10 protein-coding genes are annotated in these 20,267 nt (G+C 59.8%); 5 read left to right on the top strand and 5 right to left on the bottom strand.

Features of this window, described 5'->3' with window-relative positions:
• Positions 1-66: 66 nt before the first annotated feature.
• From ACYQ2I_RS06445 to ACYQ2I_RS06455, 3 genes are all read right to left on the bottom strand, one after another.
• Complete coding sequence (locus tag ACYQ2I_RS06445; protein WP_460166183.1) at positions 67-396, bottom strand: carbon storage regulator; 330 nt, start codon at positions 394-396, stop codon at positions 67-69.
• 349 nt (positions 397-745) lie between these two features.
• Positions 746-1,552: a sugar phosphate isomerase/epimerase family protein gene (locus tag ACYQ2I_RS06450; protein WP_460166184.1), complete on the bottom strand. Its 807-nt coding sequence runs from the start codon at positions 1,550-1,552 to the stop codon at positions 746-748.
• Positions 1,553-1,758: 206 nt separating this feature from the next.
• A complete protein-coding gene (locus tag ACYQ2I_RS06455) occupies positions 1,759-2,778 on the bottom strand; it encodes a hypothetical protein (RefSeq protein WP_460166185.1) in 1,020 nt (339 codons plus the stop codon).
• Positions 2,779-3,739: 961 nt separating this feature from the next.
• Between ACYQ2I_RS06455 and ACYQ2I_RS06460 the strand changes: the two genes are divergently transcribed.
• Complete coding sequence (locus ACYQ2I_RS06460; RefSeq protein ID WP_460166186.1) at positions 3,740-10,327, top strand: hypothetical protein; 6,588 nt, start codon at positions 3,740-3,742, stop codon at positions 10,325-10,327.
• Positions 10,328-10,650: 323 nt separating this feature from the next.
• Positions 10,651-11,847: a BBP7 family outer membrane beta-barrel protein gene (locus ACYQ2I_RS06465; protein ID WP_460166187.1), complete on the top strand. Its 1,197-nt coding sequence runs from the start codon at positions 10,651-10,653 to the stop codon at positions 11,845-11,847.
• Positions 11,848-12,062: 215 nt separating this feature from the next.
• Here ACYQ2I_RS06465 and ACYQ2I_RS06470 read toward each other — a convergent pair whose 3' ends face one another.
• A complete protein-coding gene (locus ACYQ2I_RS06470) occupies positions 12,063-15,530 on the bottom strand; it encodes an aminotransferase class I/II-fold pyridoxal phosphate-dependent enzyme (protein ID WP_460166188.1) in 3,468 nt (1,155 codons plus the stop codon).
• Positions 15,531-16,117: 587 nt separating this feature from the next.
• On the opposite strand from ACYQ2I_RS06470, the gene ACYQ2I_RS06475 reads away from it, so the two are divergent.
• From ACYQ2I_RS06475 to dapB, 3 genes are all read left to right on the top strand, one after another.
• A complete protein-coding gene (locus ACYQ2I_RS06475; protein WP_460166189.1) occupies positions 16,118-16,804 on the top strand; it encodes a zinc ribbon domain-containing protein in 687 nt (228 codons plus the stop codon).
• Between the two features lie 273 nt (positions 16,805-17,077).
• A complete protein-coding gene (locus ACYQ2I_RS06480; protein WP_460166190.1) occupies positions 17,078-18,376 on the top strand; it encodes a threonine synthase in 1,299 nt (432 codons plus the stop codon).
• Positions 18,377-18,481: 105 nt separating this feature from the next.
• Positions 18,482-19,279: a 4-hydroxy-tetrahydrodipicolinate reductase gene (dapB, locus tag ACYQ2I_RS06485; protein ID WP_460166191.1), complete on the top strand. Its 798-nt coding sequence runs from the start codon at positions 18,482-18,484 to the stop codon at positions 19,277-19,279.
• 55 nt (positions 19,280-19,334) lie between these two features.
• Here the strand turns inward: dapB and ACYQ2I_RS06490 are convergent, their stop codons facing one another.
• Complete coding sequence (locus tag ACYQ2I_RS06490; protein WP_460166192.1) at positions 19,335-20,045, bottom strand: hypothetical protein; 711 nt, start codon at positions 20,043-20,045, stop codon at positions 19,335-19,337.
• Positions 20,046-20,267: the final 222 nt, after the last annotated feature.

The following is a 20,267-nucleotide window of genomic DNA, read 5'->3' on the forward strand; positions in this document are numbered from 1 at the left end:
CGGATGCTCCCCATGAGAAGACCGTTCAACGGCGGCAGGACGAGTTCGTCGGGCCCGACGAGATAATCAGCTCGATGAAGACGCGCGCTCTTCGCAACAAGCCGGGATCGTGAAAAACACGACTTGGCTGTCGCAGGCTTGGGGCGTTCCGACATCGGCCGACGACGATGCGGACGTTTCGTCCTCGATTCGCCCCTGAAGACCGGTCACGATGGGGCCGTCTCGGCTTGGGGCGTCCGGCGATGTGTCGGCGCAAAGCTCTTCACGTAACACGCGGACATCGGGCGGTGCCTCGATGCCGATCCGAACCGTTTTCCCCCGAACGGCAATCACGACAAGGCGAATGTTCGGGCCGATCGTGATCCCTTGACCTTCCTTCCGGCTGAGTACCAACATGATTCGATCCTTCCTGGATGAGACGGCTGCCCACCAACCTTGCGCGACCTCGATGGATCCGTTGCCTACAATTTCGTTGCCGCGGTCGGCCGCTTTCTTCCCCCGTGTTCCTCAGTCGTCACCTTGTGCAGTTTGCATGCCGAACCATGGCCGCTTCCGTAAGTTTCCCTCTTAACTCGTTCTAAGATCGTTACTTGCGCATATGCCAAGTAGTTCGCAAGAATCCGAGGATTCTTTCGACGCTATTGGAACAGACGCACCGGCAGCGCACGAAATTACAACAATGGTTGAAAAATGCGCCACCGTTACGGTGTAAAGGAGGGTTGGCTGGGAGGTATAAGAAATATGGTTAGCTTGCGATGTGTTCCGCGAAGAATTGTTTCGCGTTTTCTAGAAGTTGCTCGTAAGAGTACGGTTCGACGTCTTCCCCGAGCAGTTCGACATCGTAGTAACCGTCGTAGCCGGCCTGTTTCAAGGCGGCGACGATTTCGGCCACCGGCAATATTCCTTCTCCCAGCGGGCACCGGTTTTGTTCGGAGCCGGGGTCGCGTTTTGCGTCACCGAGTTGGACGAACGCGATCCGAGGAATCCAATCGCCCACCCGGTAGGTCACGTCGGGATCGAACCCTTGATGGTAGACGTCGAAGACCATCTTCAGCCGCGGCGAACCGACCTCATCCATCAGCTCGAAGACGTCTTCAGGCACGTTCAAGAACGTGAACTCTCCCGCGCACGAGGGATGCATCGGCTCGATAGCCAGATCCACGTTGTGTTTTTCGGCGTCGTCCAGCAGTTCTTTGATTGCTTCGCGAACGAGGCGGCGGGCGTGATTATACGTGTGTCCTGCTCGCGCACCGCTGAAAAGAACCAGGCACGATGCACCGAGATCGGCGGTCACGCGGACGGCTTCGCGCGCGTCGTCGACGGCAGCACGGAAGGACCGACCGTCGCTACCGGTGAACCCGCCGGCCCAGTACAGATGGGACGCTCGAAGCCCTTTGCCGGCCAGCAGTTCGGCCCCTTTGGCCTCGCCGAAGTCACTCAGCTTGTGTCGCCACACCCCCATCGCCGGGATTCCGGCCGCAGCGTATCGTTCGACATCTTCTTCGAAAGACCAACGAAAGGTCGTGGTTTCGTTGACCGAAAGGAATGCCATCCGTGCCGACTCCTTGAGGTGCCGTTCGAGCGTCGAGTGCTTCTGCGTGAGATGGTTCGGCGCGACGGATGCGGAAAATTTACTCCGAATTCCGCAGCCCTGAATGCCGATCCCCACTATCGCGGTAGTATGCCCGATGCCGAATGCGATGTAAAGAACGGGCCGATGTGAAGACGTGCCCGGGCGACTGCCTCGCCGTGTCGCGATCAATCACCCGAAACGCCGCGACGTTTGTGAGACCGGCGATTCTTGTTCTTGGTCTTGGGGGGCTTTCCGTCTGCGTCGTTGCCCGGTTCCGACAGGTCCCATGCCGTAAGCCAACGGACTTCCACCGGCTCCAGTCCGTACTGCGTCCTCAGACGCTTGTCGAAGTCGTTCATATGGCCGGCTCCGTAAAAGATGGCAATCTTCTTTGCGCCCTGCTCGATTTGCGAGTCGAGGACCTCGAGGGCTTTGGCGTTTCGGCCGGCGATCAAGGTCGAACCCTGTTCTCCCGCCAAGGCGTCGATCGCGGCGGTGGCGTCGTCTGCCATTTGGCCGCATAGCACCCGTTTGAGAGCCAAAGCGCGATTCTTGCTGAAAAAGGCCGCCAAAAAATCGGCATCGCTACCTTGACGGCTGGGAGCCGAACTGCGGGCCATTTCGTAGCCCATCATTTTCAGCATCAACTTCCATAGGCTTTCATCGCGTTCGGCCATCGATCGCGCGAACTCGGTCGGGTTCATGTCGGCATGGACAAAGTTTTCGCGGGTGTAATCGATTCGGTCGAGTTGGTATTCGAGTTCGAGCAACTCTTTCATGCTCATTTGCATCGCGCTGATGGGATGCTGCGGCACACCGGCGCCCCCTCTGGGGATGCGGGTACCCTCGGGGGCGACCAATTCATAAAGCACGACGTCATACTTGCGCAGAATCCGATTCAGCTTGTCGTAATAAGCGGCATCTCCAATGTGGATGACCCCGACCAGGTCTACTCGCAGACCCGATTCGCTCTCTTTGGGGTTGGCGTAGCCGACGATCGCCGTTTGAAGGGCGACCGGCGTGCCCGAATCGTCCAACTTCGCCCGAATGAATCTGTCCGAGGTGATCTTCTTGTCGGTACCTTTGGCCGATACCGACGAGGTGCAAAAAATCGCCGCGATCACGACAGCCAGAATCAAACTTGAGGTGTGCGATTCGGCGAGAAAGCGGCGTTGTGGCTTACGGAAAAAGGCGTCGATCGGCATGGCGTTCCCTACGACTACTTAGGATGCTCGGTAACGGCAACGCGAACTTGGGTTTGCCGCGACATGTATAGCTCTGATGAGCGGGAAGGCTTCCTCAGAAAGTGGGTGGGGTGACGCGGGAAAACAATCTCTCCCGGAGAATTGTACGTCGTGAGCGTGATGATTTCACGCGTTTTTCTGGCAAGGTCGCCGGTATTAGGGGAACCGTCATTGTCGGAAAAACGGGAACTTTCACTCAAGTCGGTGCGTCAAAGGTAGGAGCCGGCATTCTTGCACACGCCAATCGCGTGTCTTCTGCGTGTTTGGGCAAGCTTTAGCGAACGCGACGACCATGATGCTCCCTGTCCGCCCGATTCTGCTGGTGTGCGCTGCCAGGAATGCGTCGTTCTTGCCTGGGCGGGATAGGAATGACGCGATTGCTGAAGAAGAATTTTCTCCAGTAGGGGGTGTACTTTCCCTGAATAGGTGGTGTATGCGTTTCCATTTCGGCCCGGAAGCCGCGTCACGACGACCCGCGGTTCGGCGGCAAGAGTCCGGTTGTGACGGTCATAACCGGCTGCGTTTGCCCATATTCCTATCGCGTTCGCAAAGTCAACCCTTGACCGGATTTCGGTGCGGAATCATGATAAAGCCGTCTATCTGGTTGGTTTGGGCAAGATGCGTTGCTTATCTGGTTTCCCGCGTTTTGGGGCTCAAACCGATCGGGAAGTTTTGCCTTTCCCCTCGAAATGGGGTGTTTTCGGCCGGTGGATGTGCCGCGACGGAGGCGGCAAGGTGGTCCGTCGGTCGCCATACCGGCGAGCCGGGCAGGAAGGCCTCATCTCGCAAGCAATAGATCGTTTTCATAAGCATGTTTCCCTCGTCGCCGGGGCTATCGGCGTCGGCGAATCGAGACTCATCCAATAGAGGTTCCCAACAGATGTCCTCGATGCGACTGCCCAGTTTTCGAAGGAACAAGTCGATGAAGAAGAGCGCGCTTGGTCGTTGGGGAAGTGACTCCCGATCGCCGCGGCGAGGCCGCAAACACCGTCGCCTGACCATCGACGCGCTGGAAGAGCGGACCATGTTGAGCGTCAGTCCGATGCAATTGGACGACACGCTCGTCAACCAGTCGCTCATTTCCTTTTCGACGACCGGTCCGAAGGGAAGTTCGCTCGCCGATTTCGACGGCGGCACGATCGAGGCGCAGTCGATCGCGGTCGACAACGACGGCGACTTCGTGATCGCGTGGTCGCGGCTGGATCCGGTGCTCGATCCGAATACCGGATTGCCGATGGTCGATCCGCAGACGGGCGAACCGCTCACCGAGAGTAACATTTACGCTCGTTACTTCACCGACGAAGTCCAACGCGTGACGTTGCCGTCGGGCGTGGTGGCCGACAATGTCGCCGGGGCTTACGGGACCTTCACGCTGGTTTACGGCGGGTACCAACTCAAACAAAAGTTGACGTTTTCGGCGACATACGAACCGTATACGACCACGCAACAGCCGATTGCCGGCCAGGTCGTGCTTCAGGCCGACGGGAACGGCGACGGTGTCATCGATCCGAGCGAAAAGACGACCTTCGTGTACGACGAGACGCAAGATCCCGCGACGATTGCGGAAGCATTGCAAAGTGGATTGCAGGGGATCGGCGGCGCCTTGCAGGATGCGAAGGTGACGGCCATCAGTTCCAAGGAATTCATCATCGAGTACGGCGACGCGGAACTCGGCATCGATCAGCCCAAGTTGGAGGTCGGATCCGCGACCTGGACCAGCGGCTTCTTGCCCGCCGCGACGTTGACGGTCGAAAGCGAGCCGATCGTCATCGCCGACATTCCGGTGTCGCCCGACAATCCGGCAGCGACGGCGAACGCCATCGAGCAAGCCTTCGCATTGCGGGCGAAGAACTACCCGATCGGACCGGTTTCGTTTCCGCCGCCCAGCCGTGTGCCCGGCGTTGAAGGCCCGTACCGTGCGCCGCAGACGTTGCGAACGGCCGTACCCGGCGTGTCGGTGACTGCCGTGAGCGCCACGCAGTTCGATATCCGCTTTACGGGCGATTCGGCGAAGGAAGATCATCCGACGCTGATCGTTTCCGACGTGCGCGACGATTTGGGCAACTCGCTGTTGCCGTCGATCGAATTGAACGTGCAGACGCTCAAACAGTCGAGCCCGGAATTCCGCGTGAACCCGGAAGAACCGGACAATCCGCTGACGCCCGGACCGGACCAGCTCGATCAGACGAACCCGGCGGTCGCCATGGACGCCGACGGCGACTTCGTGATTGTTTGGGAAAGCGAGGTCACCAACTTCCAGGATTTCGGCAGTGTGACGGATATTTTCGGGCGTCGCTATATGCCCGTGGGGACGACGGTTCTCGGCCCTGACGACATTCCCGGCGTGCGTCCGGTGGCCGTGCCCGATACCGAGGGCTCGTTCCGCGTCGATGAGTACACCTTCCGTGTGAACGACAATACGACCAATCCGCAATTCGACCCCGCCGTCGCGATGGACGATGCGGGCAACTTCGTGGTCGCTTGGGCCAGCGGCGGGCAGGACTTCAGCTTCTTCAACTCCGTCAACGCGCAGATCTTCAATCGGCACGGGGAACGCGTCGGCGTCGAGTTCCAGGTCAACAACGAGGCGACTGCGGCGTTGCTGGATCCCGCTGTAGGGATGAGCCACGACGGGAACTTCGTAATCACCTGGTCGCAAACGAACGATCCCGATTACCTGCTGTGGCGGAACGGCGGCTTTCCGCAGCAAGTGTTCACGTCGACGATCAATGCCGTGGCCTACGACCCCAGCGGAACGGTTCTGTTGCCGCAATTCTCGGTCGGCAGCGGCTGGCGATCGATGGTGTCGTTCGATTCGGCGAATCACTTCGTCGTTGCCTGGGAGACGGTCGGTACGTCCGACAACACGCAACAAAACTCCATCGACACACATGCGATCATGTACGAGTTGGTCGATGCGACCGGGACACCGACCGGGACGGTGCTGCGCGACGAATTCCGATTGAATAGCGCCGCTTTTGATCCGGGAGATGCCACGCTCTGGCCTTACTCTCAGGTGTCGGCCAACGCCGGTTTGGATGCCGACGGCGATATCATCGGCGTCTACGAAGGGTACGGGCCCGATACCTCGGACTTCCTCAGCATTCCGGGGGCCTGGTTGAGTTCGCAGATCAACGCGTCGACGAACGCCGACCTGCTGCCGTATTTCGATCCGGCGACGGAAAACATTGATTCCTTCCTCGGTTTCGGCTTCGGTTTCGGATACGGAGTCGATGTCGACAGCGTCATCGAACAATATCTCGTCCGAGCCGTGAACCGTGGCGCAAACAGCGAGCAACTCGGCCGTTTGCGGGCGATTTTGGATAGCGTCGCCGGACTGATGCGGGGCGAGGCCAACGGCATCCTGGGCAGCCGATTCGATGCCGATCCGCAATTCAGCACGTTGGTGCTCGAAAGCGACAGCGTGCTGAACGCGCAGCGCGACGGTCACAACACCCGGTACTACATCGTGATGGACGCCGGCTTGAACTGGGAATCCTTCACGCTGCGGCTATTCAATGACAATTTGGTCGGGTTCGAAGACCTCACCGTCAACAACATTCAACAAAACAACACGTTTAGTCCCACTCTCGCCGCCCAACGCATCGACGAGGTCCTCGAAGGCTCCGATCTGACGGGTGTCAACTGGCCGGAAACCGCTTATGATGGACCGGTCCATGTTCGTCTCGTGAGTGGCCTGGAAATCGTCGATCGGCAAGGAACGCCGTGGGAGATTCGAGACGGATTCGGCAATCCGGTGGATCCATTCGGTTCCTATGTCTTTGAAGTGACATTCCAAGGGGAGGTCCATGATACGGGGCTGACGATGTTCCCCATCGGAACGGCACGTGCCGGGGGGGCCGATGTTGCACCGCCCGATGTGGTCTTGTTCGAGGCAGGTACGGAAGGGACGCCGCAGACCGAGCCTTCACTGGGCGTCATGCCCGACGGGTCGTTCGTCGTCGCGTGGACGCAGTGGGAACAGTCCACCGACGGCACGTACACCAACAAGTCGATCTACTATCGTGAATTCAAGGAGTCGGTCGACACGGCCGGCCCGATCGTCACGGATTTAGTGGCTCCCGACGGCACGAAGATCGACGACGGCGACGTGGTTGTGACCGATGACGGGTTGCAATATCTGGTCGTGACGTTCGACGAAGAGATGCTTGCCTACGACCAGGCGACCTTGGGATGGGCTCTGCAAGAGCGCGACAATGCGCTGGCGAACGGATTGCCCGTGCCGGCCGCGGTCAAGCACGTTCTCGACAGTGTCACGAATCCCGAGAATTACCGCTTGGCTCGCAACGGCGTGTTGATGGGCGGGAGCATCGTGCACGTCGATTTCGGCATGAACATGGCCTCGCAATTGGCCGATACGCTGGGGCTCGATCCCACGCCGACCAATAAGTGGGAAGCCGTATTGACGATCGATGCTGATGCCGGTCAGCCCGGATTACAACCCTTGCCTGCCGATATCTACTCGCTCGAGGTCGTGGCGCCGATCGGTGCCGGTCAAGGCCAACTCGAGCAAAGCGGCGTGCGGGACAAGGTAGGAAACCCGCTGGGACGGACCGGGTTCGCTCCCAACGGCGCATCGTTCGTGCGGAATTTCCGCGTACTGATCGGGTTGCCCGGCCCCGAGGTGCCCGGCGAACCCGGCGAGGGGGCCGAGGACAGCGTGGTCAATACGACCTTGCTGGGCGACCAGACCGACGTCGCCGTCGCGATGAACAACAACGGCGACTACGTGGTCGTCTGGGTGAGTCCCGATCAGGGGGCCGACGCCGGTACCGGCCAGACGAACATCATCGCGCAGCGTTACAACCGCGAAGGTGAGCCGCAGGGGCCCGAGTTCATCGTGAACACGTACGAGACGGGCGACCAGGTCCAACCCGACGTCGCGATGGACGATACGGGGAACTTCATCGTCGTGTGGGCCGGTGAAGGTGAAGACGATCTGGACGGCGGCATCTTCGCACGTCGGTTCGACCGCTTCGGGACGCCGCAGGGCGACCAGTTCCGCGTGAACCAGTATCGGCTCAACCTGCAGGATTCGCCGCAGGTGGCCGCCGACTCGGTCGGGAATTTCGTCATCACCTGGACCAGCTTCGGCCAGGACGGCGATTCGGACGGTGTTTATGCTCGGCAGTATAACCGTTACGGCCAGCCGATTGCCGACGAGTTCCGCATCAACGATACCACGGCCAATCGTCAGCAGAACTCGGACGTGGCGATGGACGATGCCGGGAACTTTGTGGCCGTGTGGATGAGCTACGGCCAAGACAGCAACGAGTACGGCATCGTCGGGAAGGTTTACAACGCCGACGGCACCGCCCGGACCGGCGAGTTCGGGATCAATCAATACGTCAACGACGAGCAAATCGACCCGCAAGTGGCAATGGATGCCGACGGCGACTTCGTCGTGACCTGGGCAAGTTTCCTCCAGGACGGCAGTGGTTACGGCGTGTACGCCCGCATGTTCTCGCCCGCCGGGACACCCAAGGGCAACGAGTTCCAAGTGAACGAGACGACGCTCCATTGGCAGTATCAGCCGGTGGTGGCGATGGACAAGGCCGGCGACTTCACGATCGCGTGGAACACGTCGGGGCAAGACAATGATCTGGCCGTGGATGACGGTATCTACGCCCGCATGTTCCAGGCGGACGGCTCCGACTTCGTCTTGCCGCCCAAGGGACATCAAGGCGAGTTCCGCGTGAACGCGTTCACGGCAGGCAATCAGGTCACTCCGGCGATCGCGATGGACGCCGTGGGGAACTACGTCGTCGCTTGGGTCGGGCCGACCACCGAAACCGATCCGTTGATCGCTCCGCTCAACGGCACGGACATTTTCACCCGATTGCTCGACCCGCCGGGATTGGCGCCGCGGGAGGTTCAGACCATTGCCCACCTGACCGGTACGACCGGCGATGACGTGTTCGAGTTCGTGGCCGACGCGAATTCGAGCAACTGGATCGTCAAGGTGAATGGTCAAACTCAGGCCGTCGCCGACGGGATGACCACCGTCCGCTTCGACGGGCTTTCGGGTTACGACCAAGTGAAAATCACGGGGACGACGGGCGCCGATTCGGCCCGCCTGTGGGGGAACGGCGTGGCATTGAACTTCGGGACCGACTTCGTCGTCGATGCGACGAACGTCGAGGCCGTCGATCTCAACGGCAATGGTGGGGCCGATACGTTGGAAATCTGGGATTCGGTGGGCACCGACATGGTGGCCCTCACGCCGACGACCGCCCGGTTGTATTCCGACAGCTTCAGCCACATCGCCCGCGGCTTCACGGATGTCGTCGCCCACGCGGGTGAGGGCGTGGATATCGTTTCGCTGTACGACACGGCGGGAGACGATGTCGTCACCGGTTCCCCCGAGGCAATGGAATTGGTCGGTTCCGGGGTTCGGTTGCGGGCTGAGGGCTTCGAGTTTGCTCATGCCTACGCGACCGCCGGTGGAAACGACTCGGCGCAGTTCGTCGACGGATTGGGCGGTGACACCGTCACGGCCACGCCGAGTTACACCATCTTGGACGGTGCCGATTATTACCTGCGGGCGAAAGGATTCGAGAACGTCGTCGTCGACACATCGACCGGCGGTATTGACGTGGGACGTCTGGTCGGCAGCAACGGCAACGATCAGCTCACCATCACGGCGAAGCTGGCTGAACTTTCCGGTGCCGGATACGCCCTGGCGGTGCGCGACCTCGATACGATCAGTGTCGATGCCGCGGGAGGCTCCGCCGATAAGGCGACCATTATCGGTACTGCCGGCAATGAAGTGATGCTCATCACGCCGACCTTGGCGAACGTGACGGGGACGACCTATGCCCAATCGCTGCGGGGATTCGAGTACGTCGATGCGCATTCCGGTGGCGGTGAGGATGTCGTCCACCTGTATGACTCGCCCGGAAACGACGTGTTCACGGCGAAGCCGGATTATATCGTGTTGGCCGGTAACGGCTTCCGGTTGACGGCCGAAGGGTTCCGCTGGGCCCACGGTTACGCCACCCGCGGCGGAGCCGATGTCGCTCACCTGTACGATTCCCCCGGGAACGATACTTTCCAATCGTACGCCAATATGGGGAAAATGTACGGGAACGGCTTCTACCTGCGGGCTAAGGCGTTCGACTACGTCCACGCGTACAGCGAAGCCGGTGGCGTCGATCGTGCCTACCTGTGGGGAACGGCCGGCAACGAGACGATTTACGCCAACGATCAATATGTGCGAATGGACGGCGTGTACGGCGTCCAGCGGGCGAAATGGTTCGAGGAAGTCGTAGTCCGCGGCGAAGGCGGCTTCGATACGGCTTACGTGACCGGCGGCACCGTGCTCGACGGCGTCGTGACGCGAGCGTCGTCGGTCTTGCCTGCCGACGTGGCCGAGCTCGCATGGTTGGTGTCGGTTGACCGCATCCGAACGATCAACGAAGGCGGTACCGGCCAGAACCGCACGATCGAAGCAGCCGACCAGATTTTCACGAGCTACTGGCGCGAGTAATCTGATACACCTTCTGTAGAGGGGGTGGGGCCAAGGTGAGCGCCTTGGCCCCTTATTTTTTTGCGCGGCGAAAAAGGCCGCGTTCCGAAGGTGCCTTGCCTCAAGAGGCATTGAACCTCCCTAGCGGTGGCATTGCACTCCCCTCTGTGGTGCGTTTCTTGGCCAAAAATTGCCGCATTTTCGGTAAGGCTTACCGTTCTTACTCAACTAGCACGGCTGGAACGTCCGATACTAACGTCGCAACCCCATTCTGTCGGCGTCCGTGTGTGGTATGGCGCCGGCTTCGGACTGTTCAATTGCGGACATCGAGGTGGAACAAGACCATGTCGTTACAACGCATCCCAACGTGGCTGGTCGCGGGGCTCATGGCACTGCTGGTGGGATCTCCGGCAGTGGCGCAAGTCCAGGACATGCAATTCTTCAACCCGGCCGAGGTGAGCCAGTACGGCGGCGGCGTCCGGCCACACGAAGGTTACTTCTTGAATCTTGAGTATCTGCACTGGTCGATCGGTCGTCCCGACACGACGCCGATCGGTTTTCCCGGGGCGACGCGGACTGTGTACTACGATACCGACGTCTTTGCCGTCCAATCGAATACCCATGACAATGGTTGGATCGGGACCCCGTGGAGCGACGGCGATCGGGTGGAATTCGGTTATATCGAAGGGCATCACGGTTGGTTGTTCAGTAATACCTTCCTGGGCACGGCCGGTTCGAACCACAATGCCCGCCAGATGGATGTGGTGTTCTCCGATCCGCCGTACGGTCCCTCGCCGGGAAGCCAACTGTTGCAAGGGTATGTCGACTCGGCATTGACCGATATCCAGAACTTGCCGGTAAGCTTCACCGCGCCCGTTATCACCGACGATGACGACAATCCGCTTCCCAGTTGGGGAGCCCGGATGGAAAACCTGATCCAGACCTGGAGTCTGGAACTGAACTACACGTATCGCTTCCATCCCACACACCACGGGTCGATTTGGGAGCTGTACATGGGGGTTCGGTACTTCGAATTCAACGAAGAATTCAATGTGAGAGCTTTCGGCGGCACGCTGGCCGACAGCGAATGGTTCAGCGACGTCGACAACCACATCGTCGGTCCGCAATTGGGCGGTCGCATTTTCCGGACCTACAATCGCTGGACGTTCGAAACTCAGGGCCGCTTCTTTGCCGGTTGGAATGCCCAGAGCGTGAACCTTGACGGCATTTTGGGCAGCCAGTTGGATCCTTCCGCCGGTCCGGTGGAAGATATGCCGCTGGCGATGGGACCGACCGCCTTCAGTCACACCGAGCATGTCCAAGAGTGGTCGCCGGGTGTCGAACTGCGATTCAACCTGAAATATCAGCTTACCGAGAAGATGGCGATTTCGGTCGGTTGGACGGGCTTCTGGATCGACGGGATCGCCCGAGCATCGAACGTCATCTACTATGACGTACCCGACATGGGCATCACGATGGACCGAAACCGTCAAGACGTCTTCATGAACGGTGTCAACGTGGCGGTGGAATTCAATCACTGAGCAGTCCGATAATCGTCGGCCAACCACGATTTCGGATGAGAGGGGTGCGACCCGAGCCGACGCCACACGGCTCGGGTCCTTTTTTTCTTGGCCTTGTCCAAAAGCTCACAATCGCCGCTAAGAAGATGCCGGCTTACGCGGTAAGGCGACGAAAAAAAGCCCCGCCTTGGAGCGGGGCTTGGAAGATACCGTCGCCTGGAGCACGAGGCACGGGCTCAATCGCTTTTGGCCGCCTTTGGAGCCAAGTATTCGGGGCTGATGTTGTTCAGCTCTTCGGTCATGACGTCGATCGTGTACCGGATTTGCTCTTCGGTATGGCACGAGGTCAGGAAGAACCGAAGTCGTGCAGCTTTTTCTTCCACCGCCGGATAAAGAATCGGTTGGACGTTGATGCCGCGTTTGAACATCGCCTGCGACAGCAACAGGGCATGCATCGAGTTACCGATGATGATCGGTACGACCGGCGTATCTTTGCTCATGCCCGTGTTGAACCCGCGTTCCTTGGCGAGTTCGAGGAACAACTTGCTGCGAGCGTGCAGTCGTCGTACGCGCTCGGGTTCTTGCTTCAACAGGTTCAGCGAGGCCAACGCGGCGGCGGCGTTCGGCGGTGAAAGTCCCACGCTGAAGACAAAGCCGGGAGCCGTATATTTCAGGTATTCGACCAGCGGCTTCACCCCCGCGATGTACCCTCCGCAGCTTCCGAACGACTTGCTCAGCGTGCCCATCCACACGTCGACATCGCGGCGATCGACGCCGTAGTACTCGCCGATTCCCCGACCGGTATCACCCAACGTGCCCGCCGAATGGGCTTCGTCGATCATCAGTTGGGCCTTGTGCTTTTTCTTGACTTCGATGAAACGCGGCAGGTCGGGAATGTCGCCGTCCATGCTGTAGGTGCCTTCGATGACGATCAGCACGCGGCGGTATTCGTGTCGATAACGGGAGAGAATCTCGTCGGCCGCTTTCCAGTCGTTGTGCGGGAAGGGCCGTCGCCGGGCTCCCGAGAGAATGCACCCCTGCACGATGCTGTTGTGGGAAAGGGCGTCGTGCAAAATCAGGTCGCCCGGGCCGTACAGATGCCCGATGACCGTCTCGTTGGTCGCGTGCCCGCCTACGAAAACGACGGCGTCCTCGGTGCCGAAGAAGTCGGCCAAGCCTCGCTCCAGTTCGCGGTGGAGAGGCTTTTCCCCCGAGACCAGGCGGCTGGCCGATACACTGGTCCCGTACTTCTCGACGGCCTCTTGAACGGCTTTGATGACCGTCGGGTCGCCCGACATGCCGATGTAGTTGTAGCTCGAAAAATTGATCAGCTCACGGCCGCCGATGATCGTACGGTCGTTCGTAATCCCTTCGTGAACGGTGAAAAATGGATTTCCCAATCCGCTGGATTGCAGAAAATCAAGTCGTTCTCGCAGACTGACGTATTCGGGGAACTTTTCGAAACGATACGCCGACTCGGGAATCTCGGCATCGGGGGCGACGGCGGAACGGCGCCGCGGCGTCGTTCCCAGGTACTTTTCGACCGCCTCGATGACTTGGCGGCATGTCTCCAGGTCGGGCAGGATTTCTTCCGGGAAGCGACCGCCGAAGTATTCTTCCAACGAGGCCAAGATTTCCATGCGCTCGAGGGAATCGAGGCCGATTTCGGCGATATGGGTGTCGAGCGTCAACTCGGCGGCTCGCTCTTTGGCAATTTTGCGAACCTGCTCCAGTACGACTTGGGTCAGTTCTTCGCGGGTAAGCGGTTTCGACGGTTTCTCTTCGCTTTCGGAAGGGCTGCTTTCGTCGACCGGTGTTTCGGCCACCGAGTCCTCCGCGCCGCCTGCGGGTTGCCAAGCGGATTCGCCGGTCGAAGGCACTGCGTCCTTTTCTGCCGACGGTCCGCTTGCGGATGTTTCGGTGGCTTGTTCTTCCTCCAGGTCAGGCAAGGGTTGGCCGATTTCCCAACGGGCGACTTCTTCGAGTTCGCCGGCCAAGAACGCTTCGCGGCATGCGTAGCGTTGGATTTTATTGCTCGAGGTTTTCGGGATCGAGCCGGCGCGCACGAGCACGATCGTATCGAGGGGGAGTTCGTGTTCACGAGCGACGGCCCGGCGCACAGCGGCGAAGATTTCGTCGAAATGGTCTCGCGTACGGCGTTCCAGCTCTTGTACCAACACGAGCCGTTCTCGACCCTCGTGTTCGACGGTGAAGGCCGCCCCTGCGTTCGGCCGCAGACGCTCGTGACTGTTTTGTGCCGTCCGTTCGATATCCTGCGGGTAAACGTTGACTCCGCGAAAGATCAGCAGTTCCTTGATTCGGCCGGTGACGAACAACTCGCCCTTGTCAAGGAAGCCGAGGTCGCCGGTGCGCAGGAAGGGGCCTTCGTTTGTGTCGGCGGTGTACGCTTGGAATGTTTCGCGGGTGGCTTCTTCGTTTTCCCAGTAACCTTTGGCAATACTGGGGCCATTGACCCAAATCTCGCCGATCGTTCCATCAGGACACGTTTTCTTGGTTTCGGGATCGACGATACGGATGGTTTCGTCGGGTAATTGCTGGCCGCAACCCACGATGCGTCGGGGACGGGCTGTCGACGCGTCGGCCGGAACGGCCTGGCCATGTTGCAGTCGATCACCGTCGAACGTGCGGATGACGGGCGGTTCCTTCACATATCCCCCGGAGACGATCAACGTGGCTTCGGCCAATCCGTAGCAGGGATAGAAGGCCTCGCGTCGGAACCCGCACGGCGCGAAGTATTCGCAGAATCGCTCGATCGTTTCTTCGTGGATCGGCTCGGCCCCGTTGAATGCGACCTCCCAACTGCTCAGGTCGAGCTGATCGCGTTGTTCGGGTTTGATTTGACGCACGCAAAGGTCATAGGCGAAGTTCGGGCCGCCGCTTGTCGTGCCTCGGTAGCGGGTGATCGCCGAAAGCCACCGGAACGGGCGCTGCAAGAAGGCCAGCGGCGACATGAGCACGTTCGGCCTTCCCACGTACAGCGGCTGAAGGATTCCTCCGATCAAGCCCATATCGTGGTAGCTCGGCAGCCAGAACACTCCCGTGCCCGACCGCGTGTGTTCAAAAGCGTAGGAAATCAACGCCGAATTGTGGAGCAGGTTGCCGTGCGTGAGCATCACGCCCTTGGGCGTGCCGGTGGAACCCGACGTGTATTGAAGGAACGCGAGCGTGTCGGTGTGAATATCGGGAGGCGTCCAATCGTCGGCGTGCCCTGGTTCGACCTCGTCGGTGGCCAACCAAGGCATTTCTTGGAGGTGAGGTGTCTCGCCGATGATCGATTGCACGCGGTCGATCACTTGCCGCGTCGCCAAAGTCACCTTGGCATGGCAATTGTCCGAGACGGCCTCGATGCGGAGCATCGACCGGTTTTTGCGCGGCGGATACGCGGGAACGGCCACCACACCCGCATACAGGCAGCCGAAGAACGCGGCGATGAAATCCAATCCCGGCGGATAGAGCAACAACGCACGTTGTCCGGCAAGTCCCATCGACTGCAAGCGGGCGGCGACGGCCCTTGCGCGACGATCCAACTCGGCGTTGGTCAGTTTTTCTTCTTGATGATCGCCGTCCACGAGATAGACAAATGCGATGTCGTCCGATTGGTGTTCGGCACGATGACGCAACAGTTCGACCAGGTTCGGCGGTCCGAAGAATGTTCCCGGGATGTGATCCATGGAGTTGGTCATCGGTTCGTCGCTTCGTTGAATTTCGTGGAGTCGTCTATTTGGGCACACACGCCGTCGGCGTTATGACAGGGGAGACGCGACACACGTTGCTTCCGAACGTATTCCCCCATCCTCTCGGCCGCGGGAGATCGCCGATCGCCGCGTTCCGCTCGAGACTTGCCGGCCGGCGGAAGTCGGTTCCCTGCAAATATCTGCGAAGTTTCACGTCGATGGCGATACCGCCGTGCGACCGCCCTGCGGGGCGGCGACTGGCGAACGGGAGGTTCGGCGTGAGACTTCCCGCCTATGGGAAGTCGAGCCTGCTGTGCGGCGCATTTTCCGTTTCACCGGCGGTTACCGTTTCCATCGGTTGGGTGATACAGGAGCGATAACGGGGCCGGCCCTTCGTAGAATCTCTCCCGACTTCCCGATAATCGACCTATCTTATTCTTATTGTTTTGCTTACGCAATTGTGGGCATGGCTGGAGACTTGGTATCATGATCCTTGGGAGGGGGCTCGTTCCACCGTGTCACCCCACAGAACACACGGAATCGGCGAAGCCCGCCTGCCCGATGCCGCAGACCGGCAAGGCCTGGGATGTTCTCGTATGCATTCCCAAAAGGGGGAGATCATGGCGATCATCGCGTGTCCGAAATGCCAGGCAAAACTCAAGATTCGGCCGGAATACGCCGGCAGGGTGGGTAAGTGCCCTAAATGCCAGGGGGTTATCCGGATTCCTGAGATTCTGGAGGAACCCGGCTTGTCGTCGGCCGCCTCCGAACCCGGCGCTGCCGAGGAGAACGTACCGGCTGTCGAGACGCCTGCTCAACTGGTTCCTTGGCATCATTACGTCGTCTGCGATCGGACGGGGCTGTTTGCCACCTGGGAAAACAACGGCAAAGGATGGCAAATCAAGAGTGGCACCCAAATGGTGCCTGTTCGACAGCATCCGGACAAACTTCCCTCGCAAGGGACGTTCGTATTGGTCGAGCTTCAAATCGAATCGACCGACGAGGGGCATCGACTGGTGGGGATCGTGCCGTATCGGCTGGCTGATCGGTACGCGCTTACGAAGCTCGAACGTGGTCCCGACGAGATTTTGAAGGCGATACGCGGCCCCGGAGCACTGAATCGAGAACAGAAAGTCGCTGTCATGGGATATTTGCGCAGTCGGTTCATGCGCGAGGTGTGGGCCGGCAATGAGGCGTTGCGAGACTACCTGACCAATCAAGACTACCATTCGCCCGGCATCGGCAAGCCGTCTCACCCCTGGAACGAACAAACGATCGGTTGACCGTCACTTGCGCGCGGTCCGGCCAGTCTTGCAGCCGAGGGGGTTTAGGGGTATAGGTTTGAGAATCTGCGTCGGCTTTTGCGCGCTTCGTGCGGATGGCTGGCTCAAGTCGACCGCTTGGTGAGGTGTGGGTGTTTCGTCCTCCTGTTGAACAGAAAGTGAGGCGTCGCCATTTGCGCTTCAGAATTTGTCTATCAGCGATGCATCGATCCGGACTGTAACGCCTCGTTCGGGGTTGAAGAGGTTCTCGTCGGTTGCCCCAAGTGTGGCGGGTTGCTTGATGTTGCGTACGAATGGGATCGGCTCCCGTTACCCAATCGGTTGGCCGACTTTGAGAGCAAATGGGCCCGTCGCCACGAGCGTTTGGCGTTCAGCGGTGTGTGGCGCTTCCGGGATCTGTTGCCGTTCGTGCCGGAAGAATTGTGTGTGACCGTCGGCGAAGGGCAAACGCTGTTGCTGCCTGCCGACGCTGTCGCGGAATATGCGGGCCTCGAAGCGGGGTGTTTGTTCCTGCAATACGAGGGAATGAACCCGTCCGGTAGTTTCAAAGACAACGGAATGTCGGCGGCGTTTTCGCACGGGCGGCTTGTCGGCGCGAAACGCGCAGCCTGCGCTTCAACAGGGAATACCAGTGCCTCGTTGGCCTTGTATTGTTCGGTGACGCGGCTGATGAAGGCGCTGATCTTCATCGGCTCGGGGAAGATTGCCTTCGGCAAGCTGTCACAAGCCCTGGAATATGGGGCACTGACGATCCAGATTGCCGGCGACTTCGACGACGCCATGCGGCGCGTCCAGGAGGTTTGTAGTAAGCTTGGAATTTATCTTGTCAACAGTGTGAATCCTTTTCGGCTGGAAGGTCAAAAGACGATCATGTACCGGGTGCTTGAAGCGCTACGCTGGGAAGTGCCCGACTGGATCGTCGTGCCCGGCGGCAACCTGGGAAACTCCAGCGCCTTTGGAAAGGCGTTCATGGAGCTGCGTGATCTCGGATTGATCGATCGTGTGCCCCGGCTGGCGATCATCAATGCCCAAGGCGCAAACACCCTCTTCAGGCTTTACGAACAAGAAGGCTTGCGTTGGAACGGCGGACGCCCCGATCGAAAGCTCATCGACGGCTTTTTCGGTGAGATGGATGCCGAAGGACGCCGCGCATCGACCATTGCCAGTGCAATCGAGATCAATCGACCGGTCAATCTGACGAAGTGCTTGCGGGCGCTCGACGTGTGCAATGGCGTCGTTCGCGAGGTGACCGACCAGGAGATTATGGACGCGAAAGCCCGCGTGGGGGCCAACGGCATCGGGTGTGAACCGGCCAGTGCTGCCAGCGTCGCCGGAACGAAGAAGTTGGTCGACGAGGGGATCATCGGCAAGGATGAACGTGTGGTGTGCATTCTGACCGGCCACTTGCTGAAAGACCCCAATGCCACGGTGGCCTATCACACGACCGACCAGCATCTATTCAACGAGGTGTTGGGTAAACGCGGGGTCCGTCGTGCGGCTTTTGCCAACCGTGCGGTCACGGTGCCGAACGACCTTTCCGAGATCATCAAGGCGATCGAACTGTACGGGTGAATTCGCCTTGTGTGAATGTTCTTACTCGGTGTTGCCGCAATATAAGGCGGTCGGCTTGTTGCGTTCGATAGACCGACCACGCATGAACGAAGAAAGCTGAGAACCATGGCGAAAAAGAGTATTCGTGTTGCAATTTTCGGTGCAGCAGGACGCATGGGGCGGCGATTGACGGCCTTGACTGCCGCTGATGACGACTTGGAGCTTGGGGCTGCGGTCGATGCTCCGGGCTGCCCCGACTTGGGGAGCGATGCCGGTGAGCTCGCCGGCTGCGGCCGTTTGGGCGTTCCAATTTCCGCCGAGCTGGATCATGCCGTCGACGTGGTCGTCGATTTTTCGAAGCCCGAGGCCACCGACGGATTGTTGCAGGTGTGTCGGGAAAAGAAATTGCCGTTGGTCTTCGCGACGACCGGAATCAGCGCCGAGCAGCAGCAGCGGCTGCACGATTTGGCGGCGATCGTTCCGGTGGTGTGGTCTCCGAATATGAGTTTGGCGGTGAACCTGGGGATGCGTCTCGCCCAAACCGCGGCGAAGGCGCTGGCCGATCACGATGCCGATGTCGAGATTCTCGAACGCCATCACCGGTTCAAAGAAGATGCCCCCAGCGGAACGGCCTTGAAATTCGGACAATTGATCGCCCAAGCCATGGGCCAGACGACCTTCCGTCACGGGCGTGAGGGGCGGCCGGGCAAGAGGCCGCACGACGAAATCGGCTTTCACGCGATCCGCGTGGGCGACAATCCCGGCGAACACACAATTGTTTTCGGGATGCTCGGCGAAACACTGGAAATCGTCGTGCGGGCGAGCAGCCGCGACGCCTACGCCCTGGGCGCCTTGGCCGCTGCGAAGTTCGTCGTCGGCAAAGAGCCGCGACTCTACTCGATGTTCGACGTGCTCGGCCTTTGAAGCGAGCGGCCTTGCCCCGTTCGGGACAAGGCGTTGAATCGGCCGAGATCGGCGCTTACTTCAGTTCGGCCGACAGTGTGGCACGCCAAAGCACGGCGTCTTTCCGCAGGAACCAAACAAGCAGGGTTCCCTTGCCGGAAAACAAAGGATGGTTCAGGTCGAGCCACAACGTGCGCGCGTCACGGGACCATTGCTCGGGGTAGCAATACGACGAGCACGCGTACGGGTCGGTCGGTGTGACGCGAACGATCTGATCCACCACCAACGACGGTCGGCCTTGGGTGTTCCTGAACGTGCGAACTTGGTACGTTCGATCTTCGATGCTGAGATCTTTCTTCAAATCGAGCGTCCAGGTTTCGTCCAGTTGCCGCTGGAAGTCGATCCACATCTTCCCATGCAGGTGTTGGGGGCCGAACTGCGGAGGACGAATCCGGTCGGTCGATACGCTCGGCGGCCGGTTGTCGGGAATCCACATTGTTTCGATCGTCACGTCGGAATGGATCGACCACGGGTAGACGATTTCGAGTACCGGCGGATGCGTACCGCCTTGAAGGACCGAAAGACGCGGGGCCGGGGGACGCGTCCATTCGATGCCGTTGCCGAAGCGGGGAATGCGGTCGGTCGCCTTCGGCAAGTCGGCAATTCCCACACTCGGGCGGAAATCGGCCGCCGTCGTGGAACCCGCCGGGACGACCAAAAGCATCAGGGCAAGCAAGCACAACCCGCTGTCGCATCGGCGTTCGAGGTGAGTAAGAACCGTCCCCATGAATTCCTCCTATACGTCGATTCTCGAATCAAGGTAGCCGGCAGTTCGGTTTTTCCGGCACACGATCGCGCGCCGAACATGCCGCGTGTGCCTTCGGACTCCGAAAGAAAAAACCGCTCGGAGTACGAATCGCGACGATGCGACGGAGCCGTGCCCGAAATGCTTCGGGAGCCGGAGCGTCGGCATTCGGCAGCAGTTGCGACGGAGACTCGTCGCACGCGG

It is taken from the genome of Thermostilla marina (genome assembly GCF_054657455.1).